The sequence below is a fragment of the Bacillus cereus group sp. MG1 genome, assembly GCF_040460035.1.
Classification (GTDB): Bacteria; Bacillota; Bacilli; order Bacillales; family Bacillaceae_G; genus Bacillus_A; species Bacillus_A cereus.
Window position 1 is genome coordinate 47468 of the sequence record NZ_JARVGY010000002.1, and the last position, 20386, is coordinate 67853.

Genomic DNA, 20386 nt, shown 5'->3' on the forward strand with positions numbered 1-20386 from the left:
GAGAAACCTATCATAGCAATATGACAAGGCGCTCGCTTCCTACTCTACGATTTGATTAAGCAAATCGTGAATCAAATGAAAAGAATCCAAGATACAGTTCAGGATGTATCTTCTAGTATTTATGCATTCGAAGCACGATCTAAGGAAATTCATGAAATTCTTACTGTAATTACAACCATTTCAAATCAAACAAATTTATTAGCTTTAAATGCTTCTACTGAATCCTCATGTGCTGGAGAGATGGGGGAAGAATTTTCAGGTGTTGCGGACGAGGTACATATATTAGCGGAAAGAACCGAGGCATCTGCAAGGGATATAGCTAAATTAATTGGTGAAACCCAGGATGAAGCAGAGAGAGCTGTAAGATCCATACAGAAGAGTTCAAAGGAAGTAGAAGTAGGAATAACACTTGTTCAAAGTAGTGGTGCTTTTTTTGAAAAGATTTCAGAATCTGCACAATCTGTTACAAATCAAATTAAAGCGACTTCGAATCATTCAAGTGAAATTCTAACAGATAATCAAACTATTGTTCAGTTTATAAATGAATTATCACACATTGCGAATACATATGTGAATAGTAGTAGTAATGTGGAGACAAGTATGAAAGAGCAAGAACTATATGTACAAGATATTGCAGAGTTAGCAAATTCTCTAAATTGGCTCTCGCAAGAGTTACAGGGGTTAATAGGGGAATTTAAAAGTAAGTAGGATAGAAGAAGGTAAAGGTATAGGGTATGACCTATACCTTTATTTATTCCCACATAAGGGATGAAAGCTTAGGTATATATGTAAAATAGCTAAACGAATAATTTTTTTGCATATTTTGTTGGAAATAGAGCATGATATTACCAAATTCAACGGAGGTGTTTAAAAAATGCAAATTCGCGAAAATAATAATTCAAACGAAATCTTAATAGCAGCTGCAGCAAGTGCAATTGAGCAAATGAAATATGAAATTGCTCAGGAGTTTGGTGTTACACTTGGACCAGATTCAACAGCACGAGCGAATGGTTCAGTAGGTGGAGAGATTACGAAACGTTTAGTTCGTATGGCGCAAGAGCAGTTATCTGGTCAATATAAAATTCACTAAAACTAAAGGTATATCCCATTGAAGGGATATACCTTTTTAATTTGTTTTTAAAGAGGATCGTTACATTTTTTATTATTGGTTAAGTTTAGAAACAGCAAATTTAGCTGTAAAATTCATCTTCTTCATGTACGTAGAATTTACACCTGCTTGAAATTGTACAGAAATATTACCGTCTTTTTGCGCTTTAAATACGCGACCATATGGGGAATTAGCATTAAATGTGCCAATTACTTGATTATCCGCATCAAAGACCGTATAAGAAATTGGGAACCCTGAATTTTGTACAAAGACTGTAAGTTCTTCCCCTTTTTTAAGATTAAATGATTCTTTTTGAGACACTTCATAGGAACTCATAGAGTAGTATTTTGTGACTTCTTGAATTTCTAAATTCGTAGTAGCTGCACTCGCTTTTGATGCCTCAGCCCCTGGTAAGTTTATACCTGAAAATACTGCAATTCCTAGTGCCCCTGCTAAAATCAATTTTTTCATAATAGTATTTCCTCCTTTAATATATTGTGAGATTTGAAACGAAAGTGAAAATTTCAATCCCTGAAACCATTATAGTTACAATGAGAATTATTTTCAATAAGGGTTAGTATGTAATTTTGCATATATAAAGTATTAACATAAGGTAATCAGTCAAGTTTTGAAGTATTCTTAACAGAAGGGAAGGAAAAAATTAAAAAATCATGAATGATATTGTAACCGAACTATATATCTTTTGAGAATATTCCGTCTGCATCAAGTGAATATATTATTAATTTTATTTGTATTTGTTTTTTATCATAAAACATTTTAAGGTTGATAAAGTTTCATTGAGTGGGATTATTAAACAAAAATTACAAATTATATGTTATGATAAAAAGGCAATAAAGTACATCATCCTGACTTTATTGTATGTGTTTAGCCTATGTATGTCGTTTGTATTAAAAATAAGAAGTCTCTTAAAAAGAGACTTCTTATTTTTTGTATGGAGGGGGTATTACAAATGATGGATTACTATCAAATGTTTTTAATTACTATGGCAGGTATTGCCTTATTTTTTTATATACAACATGCTGGAAAACCAACGAAAAGAAACAAATGGAAGTTTTTAATTGTAGTATTTTTATTTTACCTTTTGAATTATTTATTTCTTAAATTTATATAAATAAATGTAGGAGGGGGATACGTATTGAATTCTAAAATATAAGAAAAAGGAAGGTATAATCCTTCCTTTCATCATCCAGTATGTCCATGTGAATATTTAATAACATTTATAGTACTTTGAGAGCCTGTTGAAGAATTTGATCCAAAAGTTACTGTTGCAACAATTAAGATACCCAGTAAGCTAACCGCTAATTTTTTCATTTTAATGCTCCTTTTTTAAAGTTTTTTTCACTGGCTTTACTAGCTTCATAATAGTAATAGCTGGCTTTTTTATGATTATTTTCTTTGTAAAATTGGGTTGCTAACTTTTCAGTATATTCATTTATATACTCATATAGTTCTTCGCGTTCAAAATAAGAAATTCCTTCTAAAACAGTTTTTTCTATATCAGTAGCACAACTATTTAGATTCATTTTTTCTAAAATCTTAAAGTGGTGTATATAGCCTTCAATTCCCAATTGAGTAGAAAGCTGTAGGCCTCTTTTTATTAATTCTTGAGCAATTTGATGTTCTCCTAATTTATAATGTTCCCTAGCTTCAATAAAAACAGCTTTATAATCGCTAGGTAGCTTCTGATTAACTTCAGATAAATAACGTAATGCTACCTCGGATAAATTCTGTGTAGCATACATAAATCCTAGATTGTGACGAACAATCAAAATATTGTATTCTAAATTTTCTTTTTGGAATGTATCCATAGCCGAGATAAAGTGTTCCTCAGCTAATTCCCACTCCTTTAAATGAGTACATGCTAATCCATATAGGTTATTACAGAAGGCAACTTTCAATTCATACCCAGGATGTTTTGAAAATATATCTTTCGCCTTCATTACATGATTAATACATAAAATCGATTTATGTGTATGACAATAGAAAATGGCCAACTCATAATGGAATTCAGCATGTTCAATCTCATCAGGAATTGTTTCTAATAGGTATTCAGCTTTATCGTAATGTATTTTTGCAAGGCTATGATTGCCAGTAACATTGGAATGAATGGCTTTAAAGAAGTGATAATAGTATGAAAGGAAATCGTCTGTAGGAGTTTTATAAGCATCACTTTGTTTAAAGCTATCTTTAGAAATACTTAAACTATCAATTAAATATTGATGTCTAAAATCTAGTAGTGAGAAGTATAATAATATCGTTTGATTTTCCTCTATGTTATGGATTTTGTTTTCGATTTCCTGTTTAAGTAATTGAGCGGCGTCTACATGCCTAGCTCTAATTTCTTGATACCATTCATTTAATAAATGAGTTATTTGCTCGTTCCCCTGTATATGAACATTCATTGTTCAATTTCATCCTCTCCAAAGATATTATGCAGCAATTAGTATCATATCAGAAATTTCCTCTATCAAAATCTATTTAATAGCATTTATCAATATAAGACGGAATATTCTATCAATTTATATTTGTTGAGATTCAAGTAGTATGTATTATTGTAATTTTTATAACAATAACCTCTTTTTTCAATTTAAAGATTTGATCAAAATATATTTTTTTAACAGGAGGAAAGGGAGCTATACCTAAGTAATTATGTATAGGGATAATAGGAAAATAGAAATAAATAATAACGGGGAATTTGAAATGTTAGAGTTAAAAGAAAAGCAAGAGAGAAAAGGGATTTTGGAAGAAGATAAGATGTTTAATATCTTGTATTATGTGAATAAAGATGAGTTAAATATGATTTCTGATTTTAAAGAATTAAAAGAGGGTTGTATTCGTATAGCAACAAACTTATATGGTAAAAATTCATCTGAAGTACAAGCTGTCCAACAAGCTTTTAAAGCAGCTTATATTTAATCTCTTAATAGGGTGTAGCTTATTATTCGCTATTAATAAATGGATAATAATATTTTGACATTAGAAAAGGGAACGCTTATAGTAATCTGTACCCTTTGTAAAGGACATTTTGAAAAAAGTTAGGCAACATCAAGAAGATGGTTTCTGTATCCAACAGGAGTCATCTTTTTTAAATTCCATTGATATCTATAATGATTATAATACGTCATATATTTCTTAATCTCTTGTTTCAATTCATTAAAGGACACGCAAGGTTTTATATGAGCTTCATCTTTCAGATGACCAAAAAATGATTCTTGTGGGGCGTTATCCCAACAGTTTCCTCTTCTTGACATGGATTGTCCTAGGTTTAGCTTTTTAACTAGCTTTTGATAGGTAGGGCTTGTGTAGTGGGATCCTTGATCTGAATGAATATAAGCACCTTCAGTCAATCGAATCCGCGGATTCCTTTTTAGTTTATGGAGAGTTGTCGTTACGAGCTCTAATGTCATCTGTTCTGAAACATGGTAAGCTAAAATTTCATTAGTTGAGCCGTCTAAAATTGTAGATAAATAGGCCCTTTGATTCTTACCGTAAACTAAATAGGTGATATCTGTAAGAAGTGTTTTCCCTGGGGTATTTTGTTTAAATTCCCGATTTAATTGATTTGGTACTATTCGATGTTCTTTTGTAGCTTTAAGCATTCTTTTATAAGGATTCGCTTTGCGAACCGGACAGATAATCTCGTATTTCTTCATAATTCTACGGATACGCTTTAAATTGTAGACAACTTGAAACTGACCCGCCAATGTCATCTTTATCTGACGAGCCCCTTTGTTTCTATTTCTAAATCGAAGTGCTTTTAATATGGTTTCCTTCAAGATTTCATCTCGATCACTCTTTTGTTTCCGTTGTTCTTGAGATGAAACTGAAAAGTAATTATAGTATCCCGAACGGGATACACCAGCTACTTTACACAAATGACTGACCATATTCCTTAAGTTGTATTTCATGATGACAGAACGAATCAAGATGAATTTCTGACTAGGTGGTAGTGTTATTTCCTTCTCATCCTCCCTTCCATAAGTTTGATTTTTTTTAGCAATTCGTTTTCCGCCTTTAGTAAGTTTCGTTCGGCTTCTAAACGGGCATACTTTTCTTCTAACGTAAGCTCTCTCTCAAGAGTTCTTCCAGCGTTTTCGATACGTGTATCCCTTAAACCCAATACACCATTTTTTCTATAAGCAGCACGCCATCTACTTCCCGATGACATAACTCGTTTCATTCCAATCATATCTATATCAAAACCACATTCTTCAAAAATATTTCGAGGTAGCTTTCCTTTTTCATTTTCCTCAATAAAAATATGCTTAAATTCCTCTGTATAAGTGATACCTTTCTGACTTACAGATTTTACGTATAGGTTATTTGATAGAATTTGAATTTCTCTTTCTGTAAATAGTTTTTTTGTCATTTTCAACATTCTCCGATCCCAATTTTCCTTTTATTATACAAGAAATACCCTATAGAATAGACTTTTTTCAAGTGTCTATTCTATAGGGTACATTTTATAGAGTGTTTCCTTTTCTAATGTAATTGACTTTATTTTTTAGATCTCACATAACCAGCTGCTTGAGCATCAGCTTCTGAACAGAACCAAACAATATTGTCTTTTGTAGAATCATAATATTGTCCACCAGGAACATGGTATTTTTTCGAATTGGCATTTCCTTTAATTTGTCCTTTACAAGTGGTATTGGCTTCTTTGTCATCACTAGGATCATTTTGGAAAGGTTTCCGATTAGAACCGTTATGATTACCACTAGATGAGGAAACAACAGCATTACTTTTTTGTGAAGCTTCTTCCTGGGCCTTACGGTTAGCTTCTCCCTGGGCCTTACGGTTAGCTTCTTCCTGGGCCTTACGGTTAGCTTCTTCCTGGGCCTTACGGTTAGCTTCTTCCTGAGCTTTACGGTTAGCTTCTTCCTGAGCTTTACGTTGAGCTTCTTCTTGAGCTTTATGGTTAGCTTCTTCCTGAGCTTTACGTTGAGTCTCTTCTTGAGCTTTATGGTTAGCTTCTTCCTGAGCTTTACGTTGAGTCTCTTCTTGAGCTTTACGGTTAGCTTCTTCCTGAGCCTTACGGTCAGCTTCTTCTTGAGCTTTACGTTCAGTTTCTTCCTGAGCTTTACGTTGAGCTTCTTCCTTACTCTTTGTGTCTGCTGTATCTTTTTTAGTATCTTGTGAAGTGGCAACTTTGGTGTCTGCCTTTTGTACAGTTTGATTGGAAGTTGATTTTCCATCAATAAATACAATACCCATTAAAAAGAAAGCTAGTGCTAGATATAAATATGAATATACTACTTTCTTTCTGGTTTTAATTTGTATTTTGGGTAACACAAATTGTGGTTTAATTAATCCAATAATTAAAACAAGTAAGCTTAACGGAAATCCCAAAAAACCAATATTAACAAGGGCAGGGCGGATAGAATTTGGAATAATTGCTTGAAGTATTAAAAATAAAATAAAGATATAAACAATGGAAGCAATAAACATTTTCCATGCGGTTTTAGAGCGATAACCAAAAATTTTTCTCCAGTTCATTTAAGAACCTCCTTATCTAAGATACTAGATTTTGCTCATAAATTATAATACTGTAATGATTTAATATTGAGATGCAATTCATCACCTCTCATTCAATAAAATTAATGTATTTATGTAACAAATATACATATGTAAGCATATCATTGTCGTTAACAAATTTTCCATTTTTTTATTTTCATTTTGTCTTGTTTACTCGAAAGATTTTAGTATATTAGAGATTTTAGATGCTTTATTTTGGCTCATTCATTAGCAAATGAAAGGTTAATCATCATTTAAAAGGAAAACTTGGTGTTAAAATATGAATTAATATAAGATAGTAAGTATTAATTAATCTGTATAAGGAAGTGTGTAAGTATGAAGAGAAAAGTATCGGTGGTTGGTGCGGTAATTGTTAATGAAAATAATGAAGTCTTATGTGCATTACGTTCTCCGACAATGACGTTACCTGATTATTGGGAGTTTCCAGGTGGTAAGATAAACAAAGGAGAAGAACCATCAGCTGCATTAATTCGTGAAATTAAAGAAGAGCTTGGATGTACAATTGTTGTAGATGAGAAGGTAGAGGAAGTTGAGTACGAGTATGAAACCATTGTTGTTCATCTTACTACATATAAAGCTAGAATCTTGGCAGGTAAGCCTAAAGCTCTTGAACATGCAGAGCTAAAATGGATGAGTATTAAGGACTTAAAGCATTTAAAGTGGGCACCCGCTGATGTTCCTACGGTAGAAGCACTGTAGGAATATTTTAATCAAATACCCTTGAGAATTATAATTTTATTATGTAATATATAGTTATATTGTTAGTTTATTTGATTTCGTTTATTCCCACACCTACCTTATGTGTTGTGGTTGAGTTGTAGAAGCAAGTTTTTTCTTGTTTCAATTTTGAGAGGGCTTCTTTGAGCCGATTAGTGTATATAGCTTATTTTGCTATGCACGATTAATCGACTTAAAGAAGTCCTTTTTTTGTTTAAGTGGATATATGTAGAAGACATTGAGTCAGAGAGAAAGATCGTTGTTTAGAAGGAATGTGTAAAAAAAGAAATAAAGGATAGAGCATCTAACAAAAAGAGTTATATGAAATTATAGTAAGTTAAATCTCTTATAGAGATTTCAAAATACCGAAGTAATAAGCGCAGTTAAAGGGGAAGGTCTCAAATTTTAAAGGGACACAATAATGCATCTATAGAAGAGGAGAATAAAAATTGAAACCAACTAGAGAAAAGTACGTAATTAATGGGGAGTATACAATAGAACGTAAGGTTTTACATAATGAAATCATTAAATTATTTCTAAATGATCAACCGCAGCAAGAGCAGGAACCTGAAGCTATATTACTTGGTGGTGGTTCTGCTGCTGGAAAAAGCTCAATTGGAGAGTTAGTAAGTAAGGGATATAAACATCAGAAACAAAACATGGTTTGGATAGATCCTGATAAGATCAAAGAAAAAATACCAGAATATCAAGAGTTAACAGAATCTGGGGATATTGAGTTAATGAAACAAGCAGCTTTTTTAGTTCATGATGAAAGTAGTGATATTACCATGAAACTTTTAAAAATCTGCATGAAAAGAAAAATAAATTTTATGTATGATGGTACAATGAAAAATGAAGTAAAATACAAAAAGTTAATTCAACAATTAAGACTAGCAGGTTTTAGTATTAAAGTAATTATTGTAGATGTTCCAATAAAGGTTGCTTTAGAGCGATCCAATTTGCGTTTTAAAATAACAGGAAGATTGGTACCCCAAAATATAATTGAAGAAAGCCATATGAAAGTAGCGACTACTTTTTCTAAAATTAAAGATTTAATAGATTGCTATACTTTATATGATAATACTGGGAAGGAACCAGAAGTTTTTGCTTTTAAAGAATCAAAACGAGCAAAAGAAATTATTGTTGATGAATCTCGAAATAATCAATTTATCGAGAAATCAGCTCTTGTTTTTTAGTGAGTATATATCGTATAAATTTTATAAAATAATTAATGGATTTTATCCTGACATTTTATTATATTATTGATATAATAAATACAGGAGGCGATATAAATGGAATTTAAAGACCTTATGAATTATATTGAAGAAAATAAAGAAGAGCATTTTCATGATTTAATCGCTAAAAATGAACGGGAAATTGCAAAAAAAGAAGAAGAGAAATAAGAAATTTAAAATAGAAGAGTTGACCTTTTGGGTCAACTCTTTTGTTTTTATAAATGGATATAAAATTGAATTTCTCAATTGTTGAGTAAAAGGAATTGCAGAATTTTTCTGTAGAAAAGGTTGTTTGGTATTGAAAATGAAACAGACAATTTGCTAATCATAGGAGAGTTTTTTAGTATTATATTAAATAGAAAACAGCGTAATGAGTTAACGCTTTAGGAGAGAGTATATGAATCATTTTATTGTTATGCAGGGGCATACGTATCAAGAGGAAAAACAACTAGAAATTATTTGGTCCCCCAAAGAAGATAAAGGCGATAATGTACCCCATTCATGGAAGAGAATGATGGAAGTAAAAAAGGGAGATCAAGTCTTTCATTATGTAAAAGGAAACATTGTAGCAGTTAGTATAGCTGAAGAGGATTGTAAGGAATCGAATAAACCATCGATTATGAAAAGCCATGATCAATGGAATGATGAAGGCTATTTGGTATCTTTAAAATATCATGAGTTAGAAAAACCAATTAATATACGTGAGAAATTTGAAGAGATATCGCACCTGTTGCCAATTAAATATTCACCTTTTCAATCAGATGCAAATGGAAACCAAGGTTATTTATATCCATGTAATGAAGAATTAGCCCTTAAATTAATGGAACTAATTGGTGATTCAAACATTTATAAAATAAATGATGAGCAATTAGAGTTAGCAGTTGATCCGGTAAGAAGGACAGAAAATAACACATTAATTCCAGTTATAGCTGAGACGGAATCCGAAGTAAAAGCAAAAATCCGAATTGGACAGCAAAAATTTAGAGAGGAATTAATGGAGATTTGGAACGGAAAATGTGCATTATGTGGAATAAATTTACCAGAATTGTTAAGAGCAAGTCATTCTAAGCCATGGAAAGATAGTACAAGTATGGAACGCTTAGATCCGTATAACGGTGTACTACTGTGCTGTAATCATGATGCTCTTTATGATAAAGGGTTTATCACATTTGATGGCCAGGGACGACTGCATATTTCCTCATTAATAGTGGAAACAGATTATTTGAAATTTGGATTAATACCAAAAGCTAAGATAGGAATTCAACCGGAGAATAAATTATACTTTAAGTGGCATAAGAGGAATATTTTTAAAGTAAAATAGTATAATTTTTAACTTCAAGGACAGGAAGAATATAAGAGAGACGAATTGTGTTATCCAGTAAAGGGGAATGGTACATGTATAACTGTAATCAATGTGGAACAGAAATGATTATGCAATTACAGCCCTTCCCGAACGAGAAAGCCCCTCGCCTTTAGGCATGGGATGAAAGTGAGGTTGGATAAGGAGTGCACTAAAAACCGCAAGGTTTGTGGCACTCTAAGTATCCAAAATGTTGGTATCTTTTATTTTTTTATCTTTCGCGTTGCAGTTTTATAATCTAACTGATACAATGCGAACATGATGAATGATTATAGAAGAACCAAAACAACCGTGTCATTAATTAACTATCATTTTGTGTTTTGCCCGCGATACAGAAGAAAGATTTTTCTTAATACAAAATTAGAAGAACGTTTCAAGGAGTTGGTTCAAGAAATATGCGGAGAATTGGATGTTTCTATTGTTGCAATGGAATGCGACAAAGACCACGTTCACTTGTTCTTAAATACACCACCAACACTTAGTCCTGCTGATACAATGGCAAAAATTAAAGGAGTGACATCAAAACGTTTGAGAGAAGAGTTTCCACATCTTCAACACTTGCCGAGCCTATGGACGCGTTCTTATTTTGTTTCTACTGCTGGAAGTGTATCAAGTGAGACAATAAAACATTATGTTGAAAATCAAAAAAAGAGGGGGTGAAACTTGTGCCACAAACCATCACGGTTAAAGTTAAATTGCTTCCAACAAAAGAACGAATCATGCTATTGGAACAAAGTAGCCACGAGTATATAAAAGTCATTAATGCTCTTGTATCTGAAATGGTTGAAGCAAAGAAAAGCACGAAGAAAAGTACAAAGGATATTGAGGCCAATATCCCAAGTGCGGTGAAAAATCAAGCAATTAAAGATGCGAAAAGTGTGTTTTCTACAAAGGTGAAAAAGAGTAAATACAAAATCGTTCCGATTCTAAAAAGACCTGTTTGTGTATGGAATAACCAAAACTATTCATTTGACTTCACACACATTTCAATTCCGTTTATGGTAAACGGAAAGTCAACTCGTTTAAAGGTTCGCGCTTTATTAATCGACAAATATAATCGCAATTTCGAATTGTTGAAGCACAAGTTAGGCACACTTCGTATCACGAAGAAATCTGCTAAATGGATTGCTCAAATATCTGTCACGATTCCTACAAACGAAAAAACGGGAACAAAGATTTTAGGAGTAGACTTAGGTCTCAAAGTTCCTGCGGTAGCTATCACAGATGATGATAAAGTTCGTTTCTTCGGGAACGGTAGGCAAAATAAATTTATGAAACGTAAGTTTCGCAGTGTTCGCAAGAAATTAGGAGAAGCTAAGAAACTGAATGCCCTTCGTCAACTTGATGATAAAGAACAAAGATGGATGCAAGACCAAGACCACAAAGTAAGTCGTGGAATCGTTGATTTTGCAACGGATAATAATATTTCTGTCATTCGATTAGAGCAACTAACGAACATTAGACAGACGGCACGAACAAGCCGTAAAAACGAAAAAAATCTACACATTTGGTCATTCCATCGTTTAGCACAATTCATCGAGTACAAAGCGACATTAGTTGGCATAAAGGTCGAATATGTGAACCCTTCTTATACAAGTCAAACATGTCCGAAATGTTCTGGAAAGAACAAGGCGCAAGACAGAAAATACAAGTGCCAATGTGGGTTTGAGAAACATCGTGATATTGTTGGGGCGATGAATATTCGCTACGCAACTGTGGTTGGCGGTAATAGTCAATCAGCCTAAGAACCTATATGGTCTGTCTTAGGAGGGGTGATGGCACACCCTCATCTTGAAGGCTGTTCAAAACAGAAATGGACTGTGAATGCTTAGTCATTCAAGAATCCCATCCGTTACACCGTAAGGTATAGGACTTGCGGCTTTAGCCGTGGGAGTGTCAAAAGACAATTAGAGGACTATATGAAGGGAATTGGATGAAAATTAAATGTTAAATATGAAGATAATTATATTTGGATTAAGGTTAATTAGATGGAATTCCAGATGTAATGAATTTTGTTTTAAAGAGATAATAAGTAATTGAGAGGAGATTAATAGTGATGGAAGATTTGCAAAAGGCAGTAATAAAATTTCGAGATGAGAGAAATTGGGGGCAATTTCATAATGCGAAGGATCTAGCAATTTCCTTAAATTTAGAAGCATCAGAGTTGCTTGAGACTTTTCAATGGAAGTCTAGTGAAGAAGCAACAGAGACGAAAATGCAGGAAATAAAAGAAGAAATGGCCGATGTAATGATCTATTTACTTATGCTAAGTGATAAATTAGATATCGATCTAGAAGAAGTAGTACATGCTAAGTTGGAAAAGAATGCAGAGAAATATCCTGTAGAAAAAGCATTTGGGAGTAATAAAAAATATAACGAACTGTAAAGCGAAAATCGTTTTACAGTTTTTTAAAATGGTTATGAGAAAGCAGATGGTTGAGATCATGATTTGGATGTACGGATTGTATTTCAAAAGTATGAAATCCACACATCCTTAAGTATTCTTAAAATTAAAAAGTAGGGAGTTATTCAAATGCTATCATTTGCAGCAAAATTATCTTCATTTTACATAATTAAAAAGAAGCGAAAAGAGTTTGAGCAAGGTTGTATCAGAGATCCTAAAATAGATGGAATACCAGTAGTCTATATTCAGCGGGATAAGAAGAATTTATATGTAGGTAAGTCTACAGATATATATGAGCGTTTTGTTGCACATATAAGTGATGAAGCTAAAACATTCAATGAAGTTATTGTAATAAAAAGTGAATTATTTAATGAAAGTTCAATTAAGCATATTGAAACATTGTTAATTGAATATTTATCTACAGATGATAAATTTAACTTACTGAATAAAGTAAGGGGCCAAAAGATTCATTCTTATAACGGCATTGAAGATGTTCAAAGTATGTTTAAAGAAATTTGGAATGGGTTAATTAAAGAAGGGGTAACAAGTGAGAATTTAGGTGAGATACATAATAAATTTATTTATAAATATTCACCGTTTAAAGAGTTATCGGCTAATCAAATTGAGGTTTGTAAAGACATTTTTAATACAATGCTTACTACATCAAATAGTCGACATTTGATTACAGGGGACCCGGGTACTGGTAAAACAATTGTATTAACAAACATCTTATATGCGCTTGCTTATGACAGTGAAACTGGTAAAGCGAGAGAGGGATTGAATTATAAGGATATAGCACTTGTTGTTCCACAAAATCACTCATTAAATTTATATAAGAGCTTGATGAACAAACTAGGTCTACAAAGTATTACAGTACTGTCACCTTCACAATTTATTAAGCAGGCAAAAAGTAGGGGCACAAAATATAAATATGTTTTTGTGGACGAAGCACATCGTCTAAAACAATATTTTGGTAAACAAGCACGTGATTTAAAACATTTAGTCACCGATAATGGTTATACAACTGAGTTGGAATTAATAGAAACATTTGCGTATCACTTAACTGTGGTTTATGATCCATACCAAACAATTCGACCAGCAGATATAGATACAGATGTATTCCAGCAGTTGACAGCGAATTATAAGAGGCATCCTTTACATAAACAATTCCGTTTAAAATCTGGAGATCAATATTTAGCATGGCTTCGTAAATATTTACAAATAGCAAATAATGTTGGAGTGTATGAAGAAGGGTTATTACAGGGATATGACTTTAAGGTAATGGATTCTATTACAGAATTGAATGAATCTATGAAAATATTAAATAAAAAACATGAATTATGTCGCGTAGTCGCAGGATATTCTTGGAAATGGATTACACAAAAGGATAAAAATCACTATGATATAAAAGATCCCGTTACAGGTGAGACATTCAAATGGAACTCAAAGGTAAAAGGGTGGATTAACTTTGAGAATAGTATAGAGGAAATAGGATGTATACATACTACACAAGGTGCGGATTTAAATTATGTTGGAGTGATTTTAGGAGCTGAAATTGATTGTGATTACGCAGGTGAAGAAAATGGAGACTATGATTTAAATAAGGCTAAGATTGTAGTGAATCCAAAAGAATATAAAGATCGAAACGGTCTTCCAATTAAGGGAACAGATATAAATAATGAGGAGTTAACATCCTATATTAAACGTATTTATTATGTATTATTATCTCGCGGAATAAATGGATGTTATGTCTATGCAGTAAATCAAAATATGCAAAGATATTTAAAGGAGATAGCAAAAGTAAGTCAATAATTATGAAAAGGGGTTACCTTTAATGTGGTAGTCCCTGCCAATTAGATAGCATTTAATAAGTATTTAAAGAGCCTTACTACACATAAATTGTAGTAAGGCTCTTATTATCTCTATAGAAATAAGGATTAGAAAATAACTTATCCCCTCGGAAGAAAAAAGACTTTATTTTAACTTCCCTATTGATAGGTTAACACGATAATTCCCATATTTTAATAGTCGACCTAGAAAGTTATCCAATTCTTCATTAGAAGAAAAATGTGTTTTTAATAAATAACATCCTTCACCACTTACACGATGTACTTCAGATATTTCTTCTTCTTTTTGAAAGAAATCCATAAATTCTTGATGATTAGCTGATGTGACAAACAAAGTAACAAATGCAGTCACGGTTTGTCCTAGTTTGATTCGGTTTATAGCGATTGTATATTGTTCAATAATCCCTAAATCCTCTAATCTCCTAATTCGATTTCCTACAGCCTGCCCAGTCATATGTATTTTTTGACCTAGTTCTTTCCATTGTATTCTTGAGTTTTCTCCTAATAATTTCAGTATCTCAAAATCTGTTTGATCAATAATATAAACCAATCCTTTCATCGTGAAAGTAGAAAAGCAGAAAGTGTTTCGCCAACTTATTCAGCTTATCGATACAATTCACTATACTAAGTTTATCCTCTTACATCGCATTGTTTATTAGTTATATTTACTTATAACACAGAGGACGCAACAAAAAAATACATCTAGATTTAAAGGAGGTTACAAATATGTTATTACAAGATATTTTATCGTTCAATGAAAAATTTGTAGAAAATAAGAAATACGCCCCCCGTGAAGCAACAAAAATGCCTAAGAAACGTATGGTTGTTGTTTCTTGCATGGATGCTCGTTTAATTGAGCTACTTCCAAAAGCTTTAGATATACACGATGGAGATGCAAAAGTTATCAGAAATGCAGGTGGTAAGATTGCTTCTCCTTTCGATAGTGTTATGCAAAGTGTTGTAGCATCAGTATATGATCTAAATGCAGATGAAATCTTTCTTATCGGACACCATAGATGTGGTGCAAGCCAAACTAATCCCAAAGGAACACTTCAAAAAATATTAGATCGTGGAGTAGCTTCACCAGAAATTTTAGCAGCAATTGAATATGCTGGTGTTGACCTTGAAAAATGGCTATTTGGATTCGATGATATCTGTGATTCGACTCAAGCTAATGTTGATTTAGTAAGAAATCATCCACTTATTCCAAAAGATGTTCCTGTACATGGTTTAGTTATTGATCCTCACACAGGTAAATTAGATGTAGTAGTTGATGGATATAAAACATTAAATGGTATGAAACATTAATCATTACTTAAATGAAGGGAAGTTATTAAATATGAATAGACAAGAAGCTACGCAAAAAATTAAGGAAGCAAAAATCGCAAAAGGTTTAACATGGGAAGAAATTTCAAAAGTAAGTGAAAACTCTGAGACTTGGGTTGTAACAGCATTATTAGGGCAGGCTACAATGACACGTCCGGAGGCAGAAAAAATCGGTAAACTATTAGAATTAGATGAAGAAGTAGTTCAGGCATTAACAGTAGTTCCACTTAGAGGTCAAGTAATGCAAATGCCTCCTACTGACCCAATCTTATATCGATTATATGAAATGATGTTACAATACGCACCAACTCTTAGAGAATTAATCTTAGAAAAAGCTGGTGAAGGTGTAATGAGTGCAATTAACTTCAATTTAGGTGTGGATACACAAGAAGATCCAAAAGGTGGCGATCCTCGTATCGTTATTACACTTAATGGGAAATTCTTACCATTTCGTGCATGGTAATTAATTAAAAATCTATCTATACAATTAAATTGATTTTACAGATTTACAAAATCCATCCTTTTTAATCTAACTGTGTAGAAAGGATGGATTTTTACTATGAGATTCTTTTTCAGTAAAGGAGAATAATATGAATAAAAAATACTTTAATACAAGCTTTAGTATTCTACAGTGGTTTGTGTTTCTATTAGCAAATGCAATTGCATTGCCTATCATTATTGGTGGCATATTCCATTTATCAGTAGAAGATATTTCAACATTAATGCAGCGAACTTTTTTAGTCGTGGGAATAAGTTCATTTATACAAGCATGGTTTGGGCATCGCTATCCCATAGCGGATGGTCCAGCCGGTTCATGGGTAAGTATATTTGTCATACTGGGACAAGTTGCTATGCATCAGGGGCAAAGTGCAAAAGACGTGTTGCAACTTTTAGAAGGTGGGTTAATTATTGCAGGTATATTACTCTTCGTTCTTGGTATAACAGGGCTTGTTCATCGAATCTTACGTTTATTTACTCCTTTAGTTACAGGGACATTTCTTTTAATTTTAGCACTTCAACTTAGTGGTGTGTTACTAAAAGGAATGATGGGATTACAAGGATCTGCAACTCATCCTGATTATCCAACAGCTATTATTGCGCTCTTTGTTTTTGCACTTATTACTTTCTTATCAATTAAAGGGACAGGATGGATGAAAAGGTACGCTGTGTTACTTGGAATTTCATGTGGTTGGCTTTTGTATACTCTTTTAGGAGAATCATCTTATATGCCTACACATACAACGCTAGTTAAGTTACCAGAGATATTTGCTTGGGGCACACCTAGATTGGATATTGGAATGACCCTAACTGCAACTTTATTTACATTTCTTTTAGTTGCAAATACAATTGCTGCTATTTCAGCTGTAAAACAAGTAGCTCCCTTATCTAAAGAAAATGAAAAGCAAACATTGAACCGTGGTGTATGGGTCGGAGGTATATCACATATTATCTCGTCGTTGTTTTCTACAATTGGTATTGTACCATTACCTGCATCAGCAGGATTTATTCAATTAACAGGACAAAGAAAGTTGAAGTCGTTCCTTATAGCAAGTCTTATATTAACAGGAATTTCTTTTGTTCCCTCAATCGTAAGCTTTATATCCTTGCTTCCAGGCCCTATTGCCAATGCTGCACTTTTAGCAACATTTGTCCAAGTAATAGGCATTTCATTTCAATCGATTTTAAGCGAAGAATTAAATCAACGCCGATTAACTATATTAGGAATTACATTATTAATCAGTTTAGGAATAATGTTTCTTCCAGAAAGCGCATTTAGTGGCATTCCTTCTTCCTTACAATATGTTTTAAGGAATGGATTGCTCGTGGGTACCGTGATTGTCATTCTATTGGAACAGTTTTGGAAAGAATAAAGTATATATATGCTTTTTTATTTGGAAGAAAATAAAGAATGAAAATCAGCATTTGGAAATATTTTAAAATATCTTGATATAAACCTATGTATTTTGTAATATATAGGTATATTGTTAGTTTATTTGATTCCGTTCATTCCCACACCTTATGTGTTGTGGTTGAGTTGTAGAAGTAAGTTTTTTTCTTACTTTAATTTTGAAAGGGCTTCTTTGAGCCGATTAGTGTAATTAGCTTATTTTGCTATGCACAATTAATCGACTTGAGGAGGCCTTTTTTGTTTGGGTTTAAACAGGTATAAATATATATTTCTGTATAAAACAACAGATTAAGATAGGAAATTTATATAGGGGGAGAAAACATATGAGTAATTGATTTGTTTATCAGGGAAATTGGAGGGATATGTAGTTTTTTTACGTTAAATGTATACACGGATATATGAAACTGTGGTTGTAAAATAGATACATAATAGATTTACGAATCGCAGCAAAAATAATTATATAGAAGTTTTGTAGACGACATAAATGTACTCATTATAAGAAGGGTGAATAGAATTTTACTGTGAATTTTTAAAAAAACGTATCAATTGATACGTTTTTATTGTAATTCTAGTAAATATGAGGTACGATTTGAAAGGGGAAAGAATTTTAATGCATATTAGCTTTCAAAATAGGGAGACAAAAAAGCACACTAATTTTACAATTGGGGAGATTGAGCAGTACATATTAGAGTTTAAAAAATTAATTAAAAATAATCGATTTACGGTTTCTCGAAATGAAAAAAGGAAAGAGAATAGTGAATTTTTAGAGGCTAATAAGATTAACGCTAGTAAAGTGAAAGAGATTCTTCTTAATATAGGAGTACGTGATTTTTGTTATGCAGTTGATAATAAAAATCCAAATTTTGCTCATGAAAAATTGTATATCTTTTGTCCACAATATGAGTTAGATAATTGGGGACAAAAGAAGTCGGTAGACATATATATTAAGATGAATCTAATTGAAAATAAGGACAGGAACAAATACATGATTGTTGTTTCTTTTCATAAAAGGAATAAACCAGTCACTTATCTTTTTAGGTAAAGATAAGTGACTAATGGTTTTAGAATGAGGGAGGATTTTTATGTTGGTTTTATGTGAGTTTTGTCGAGATATGGTAAAGTATTCTACTAAAGATGTTTCAAAAGTGACAGTCATTAGAGGGAAGCAATATCATTATGTAGGTAAAGAAGCAAATTGCGAGGAGTGTAAATCTGAAATATTTGTTCCTAACATTCATGATTATAATTTAGAACAATTAGATCATGCCTATAGACAACAGGAACAGTTAGTTACTATTTCTGAAATAAGAGAGGTTTTAGAAAAATATAAGATTGGAAAACGTCCATTGTCTTTACTTTTAGGTTGGGGAGAGGTTACCCTAACAAGGTATGTAAATGGAGATATTCCGACGAAGCAGTACTCGGATATATTGAAAAGATTAGGTAGAGATCAATCTTTTATGCTAGATATTTTGGAAAGAAATAAAGATTTAATTACTCAAAAAGCATATAGAGTCTCTAAAGAAGCAATCGCAAAGCTACAGGAAAATGATGATATTCCTTCTACGCAGACTACGAAAATCGAGGAAGTTGCTAACTATTTGCTATATAAAAATGATGATATTACTCCTTTAGCTCTTCAAAAGCTGTTATACTATGCGCAAGGATTTTGTAAGGTGCTTACTGGGACATATTTATTTGAAGATGATTGTGAAGTAGGAAGTCATGGCCCGGTATATCGAGTTATTTTTAATAAATATAAAGTATATCAGTACGACAATCTTGAAGTTAATTATGATAGTACAAATCAATTAACTCAAATAGAAAAGGAAATATTAGACTGTGTAATCAATACTTTAGGTTGTTATAGTGGGAAGAGTTTAGAAAAAATGATTCTATTTGACTTACCATGGGAAGTTGCGCATCTAGAATTAGAAGATAATGATCCCGGTAAACCTATTATGGAAAAAGAAGAGATAGATAATTGCTTTAATACAATGAAACAGGCATATAATTTAGTTACAATTTCTGATATAAAGAAATATGGCATAAAAGCATTTGAAAATATAAACAATTCAATGTTGTAACTATATCATTTTTAATATGATTGATATATGAATTTTTTACTGTTAATCAGGCCTCTATAAAGGTATTAAAAGATAGTACTAATTACAAAAGGTTAGGATTGCAGAATATAAACATTATTAACACGATGTAAATATGCATATTAAATAAAAAGTAAAGTGGATTGATACATTATATGGTAAAATGATATATATGAAAACGTCTTATGAAGTAAATTTTATGCTTTGGATCTTTAGCTCAGCTGGTTAGAGCAAACGGCTCATAACCGTTCGGTCGTAGGTTCGAGTCCTACAAGGTCCACTTATAAACAAGGAGAAAGCACTCAAATGAGTGCTTTCTCCTTGTTTATAATAAATAAAGGGGATTGTGACATGAAAATAATTGATTTAGAGACAGAAAGAAAAAAGAAGGGAAAATTAATGGTAACTATTCCAATTATAGAACTAATATATGGAGAAAAAGGGGAAATTGAATTTAAAGTAGTGGGAAAAAAAGTTGTTCCACAATCCATGTTAGAGAATTAAACTACTTTCAATTCTTATAGGCTGTAAGATCGTTAAGTGGGAGATTTCTAAGTACGGAAACCTCGTGGATTTTGATTGATTATGCTATCCCTGTAGTTCCTAAGGTTAAGAGATGAGTTTTCTCCGTTAGTATGGGAGAAAAAGGAAAGGACATAGCTATTGCGGTTTTAGATACGGGTTGCAATATTAATATAAAGACGTTATTCTTTCCTATGATTTCTCAGAAAGAATAACGCCTTTTTCATTTTAGAGAGTATTTTGTCTTGTTAGCTTGATAGCGATAGGGTAGCGCCATCAAAACGCAAATTTCGTACG

Annotated in this window: 22 protein-coding genes, 1 tRNA gene and 1 pseudogene; 18 read left to right on the forward strand and 6 right to left on the reverse strand. The window is 32.3% G+C overall.

The features are described from left to right. Positions 1 to 48 precede the first annotated feature (48 nt). A pseudogene (locus tag QCI79_RS28205) lies at positions 49 to 708 on the forward strand (methyl-accepting chemotaxis protein); the annotation flags it as partial. 166 nt (positions 709 to 874) lie between these two features. Then, entirely contained in the window at positions 875 to 1090 is a 216-nt protein-coding gene (locus tag QCI79_RS28210) for an alpha/beta-type small acid-soluble spore protein (protein WP_001167047.1), read from the forward strand. Positions 1091 to 1162: 72 nt separating this feature from the next. On the opposite strand, the gene QCI79_RS28215 is transcribed toward QCI79_RS28210, so the two are convergent. Further along, a complete protein-coding gene (locus QCI79_RS28215) occupies positions 1163 to 1579 on the reverse strand; it encodes a hypothetical protein (RefSeq protein WP_000733519.1) in 417 nt (138 codons plus the stop codon). A gap of 499 nt (positions 1580 to 2078) precedes the next feature. Here QCI79_RS28215 and QCI79_RS28220 point away from each other — a divergent pair, with 499 nt between their 5' ends. After that, a complete protein-coding gene (locus QCI79_RS28220; RefSeq protein WP_023901606.1) occupies positions 2079 to 2240 on the forward strand; it encodes a hypothetical protein in 162 nt (53 codons plus the stop codon). Positions 2241 to 2311: 71 nt separating this feature from the next. Here QCI79_RS28220 and QCI79_RS28225 read toward each other — a convergent pair whose 3' ends face one another. Further along, positions 2312 to 2440, reverse strand: coding sequence for a Phr family secreted Rap phosphatase inhibitor (locus tag QCI79_RS28225; RefSeq protein WP_021728813.1), 129 nt, complete (start codon positions 2438 to 2440; stop codon positions 2312 to 2314). Next, entirely contained in the window at positions 2437 to 3531 is a 1095-nt protein-coding gene (locus QCI79_RS28230) for a Rap family tetratricopeptide repeat protein (protein WP_001100598.1), read from the reverse strand. The genes QCI79_RS28225 and QCI79_RS28230 overlap by 4 nt, the downstream gene beginning before the upstream one ends. 298 nt (positions 3532 to 3829) lie before the next feature. On the opposite strand from QCI79_RS28230, the gene QCI79_RS28235 reads away from it, so the two are divergent. Further along, entirely contained in the window at positions 3830 to 4045 is a 216-nt protein-coding gene (locus QCI79_RS28235) for a M4 family metallopeptidase (RefSeq protein WP_021728814.1), read from the forward strand. Positions 4046 to 4164: 119 nt separating this feature from the next. Here QCI79_RS28235 and QCI79_RS28240 read toward each other — a convergent pair. Both QCI79_RS28240 and tolA read right to left on the reverse strand, forming a co-directional pair. Continuing rightward, positions 4165 to 5507 (reverse strand): IS3 family transposase gene (locus QCI79_RS28240; protein ID WP_087942833.1). Its coding sequence is split into 2 segments (ribosomal slippage): positions 4165 to 5126 and positions 5126 to 5507, totalling 1344 coding nucleotides; the frame shifts between segments, so codons are not numbered across the junction. A gap of 119 nt (positions 5508 to 5626) precedes the next feature. After that, on the reverse strand, positions 5627 to 6625 hold the full coding sequence (gene tolA / locus QCI79_RS28245) for a cell envelope integrity protein TolA (RefSeq protein WP_021727992.1): 999 nt from the start codon (positions 6623 to 6625) through the stop codon (positions 5627 to 5629). Positions 6626 to 6979: 354 nt separating this feature from the next. Between tolA and QCI79_RS28250 the strand changes: the two genes are divergently transcribed. The 7 genes from QCI79_RS28250 to QCI79_RS28280 all read left to right on the forward strand — a co-directional run bounded on the left by QCI79_RS28250 (position 6980) and on the right by QCI79_RS28280 (position 14192). After that, the gene (locus QCI79_RS28250; protein ID WP_021727991.1) at positions 6980 to 7363 is read left to right on the forward strand and encodes a (deoxy)nucleoside triphosphate pyrophosphohydrolase; all 384 of its coding nucleotides are present in this window, start codon (positions 6980 to 6982) and stop codon (positions 7361 to 7363) included. Between the two features lie 467 nt (positions 7364 to 7830). Continuing rightward, the gene (locus QCI79_RS28255; protein ID WP_021727990.1) at positions 7831 to 8577 is read left to right on the forward strand and encodes a zeta toxin family protein; all 747 of its coding nucleotides are present in this window, start codon (positions 7831 to 7833) and stop codon (positions 8575 to 8577) included. Between the two features lie 436 nt (positions 8578 to 9013). Then, positions 9014 to 9937: an HNH endonuclease gene (locus QCI79_RS28260; protein ID WP_021727989.1), complete on the forward strand. Its 924-nt coding sequence runs from the start codon at positions 9014 to 9016 to the stop codon at positions 9935 to 9937. 297 nt (positions 9938 to 10234) lie between these two features. Then, positions 10235 to 10636, forward strand: coding sequence for an IS200/IS605 family transposase (tnpA, locus tag QCI79_RS28265; protein ID WP_021727988.1), 402 nt, complete (start codon positions 10235 to 10237; stop codon positions 10634 to 10636). Positions 10637 to 10641: 5 nt separating this feature from the next. After that, complete coding sequence (locus QCI79_RS28270) at positions 10642 to 11721, forward strand: RNA-guided endonuclease InsQ/TnpB family protein (protein WP_087988248.1); 1080 nt, start codon at positions 10642 to 10644, stop codon at positions 11719 to 11721. A 311-nt stretch (positions 11722 to 12032) separates the two neighbouring features. Continuing rightward, entirely contained in the window at positions 12033 to 12362 is a 330-nt protein-coding gene (locus QCI79_RS28275) for a nucleotide pyrophosphohydrolase (RefSeq protein ID WP_000389841.1), read from the forward strand. Positions 12363 to 12509: 147 nt separating this feature from the next. Further along, complete coding sequence (locus QCI79_RS28280) at positions 12510 to 14192, forward strand: DUF2075 domain-containing protein (protein ID WP_021728772.1); 1683 nt, start codon at positions 12510 to 12512, stop codon at positions 14190 to 14192. Between the two features lie 162 nt (positions 14193 to 14354). Here the strand turns inward: QCI79_RS28280 and QCI79_RS28285 are convergent, their stop codons facing one another. Next, entirely contained in the window at positions 14355 to 14786 is a 432-nt protein-coding gene (locus QCI79_RS28285) for an Lrp/AsnC family transcriptional regulator (protein WP_000677474.1), read from the reverse strand. A gap of 167 nt (positions 14787 to 14953) precedes the next feature. Between QCI79_RS28285 and QCI79_RS28290 the strand changes: the two genes are divergently transcribed. From QCI79_RS28290 to QCI79_RS28320, 7 genes are all read left to right on the forward strand, one after another. Beyond that, positions 14954 to 15535 (forward strand): beta-class carbonic anhydrase, encoded by a 582-nt coding sequence (locus QCI79_RS28290; protein WP_000926479.1) that lies wholly within the window; start codon positions 14954 to 14956, stop codon positions 15533 to 15535. Positions 15536 to 15566: 31 nt separating this feature from the next. Continuing rightward, entirely contained in the window at positions 15567 to 16016 is a 450-nt protein-coding gene (gene cynS / locus QCI79_RS28295; protein ID WP_021728774.1) for a cyanase, read from the forward strand. A gap of 127 nt (positions 16017 to 16143) precedes the next feature. Continuing rightward, entirely contained in the window at positions 16144 to 17424 is a 1281-nt protein-coding gene (locus QCI79_RS28300; protein WP_021728775.1) for a purine/pyrimidine permease, read from the forward strand. A 648-nt stretch (positions 17425 to 18072) separates the two neighbouring features. After that, positions 18073 to 18504, forward strand: coding sequence for a hypothetical protein (locus QCI79_RS28305; protein ID WP_000548170.1), 432 nt, complete (start codon positions 18073 to 18075; stop codon positions 18502 to 18504). Between the two features lie 40 nt (positions 18505 to 18544). Next, positions 18545 to 19549: a type II toxin-antitoxin system antitoxin SocA domain-containing protein gene (locus tag QCI79_RS28310; RefSeq protein ID WP_000960611.1), complete on the forward strand. Its 1005-nt coding sequence runs from the start codon at positions 18545 to 18547 to the stop codon at positions 19547 to 19549. 224 nt (positions 19550 to 19773) lie between these two features. Further along, positions 19774 to 19847: transfer RNA gene (locus QCI79_RS28315), tRNA-Ile, on the forward strand. A gap of 71 nt (positions 19848 to 19918) precedes the next feature. Beyond that, entirely contained in the window at positions 19919 to 20071 is a 153-nt protein-coding gene (locus QCI79_RS28320; protein WP_000691090.1) for a hypothetical protein, read from the forward strand. Positions 20072 to 20386 lie beyond the last annotated feature (315 nt).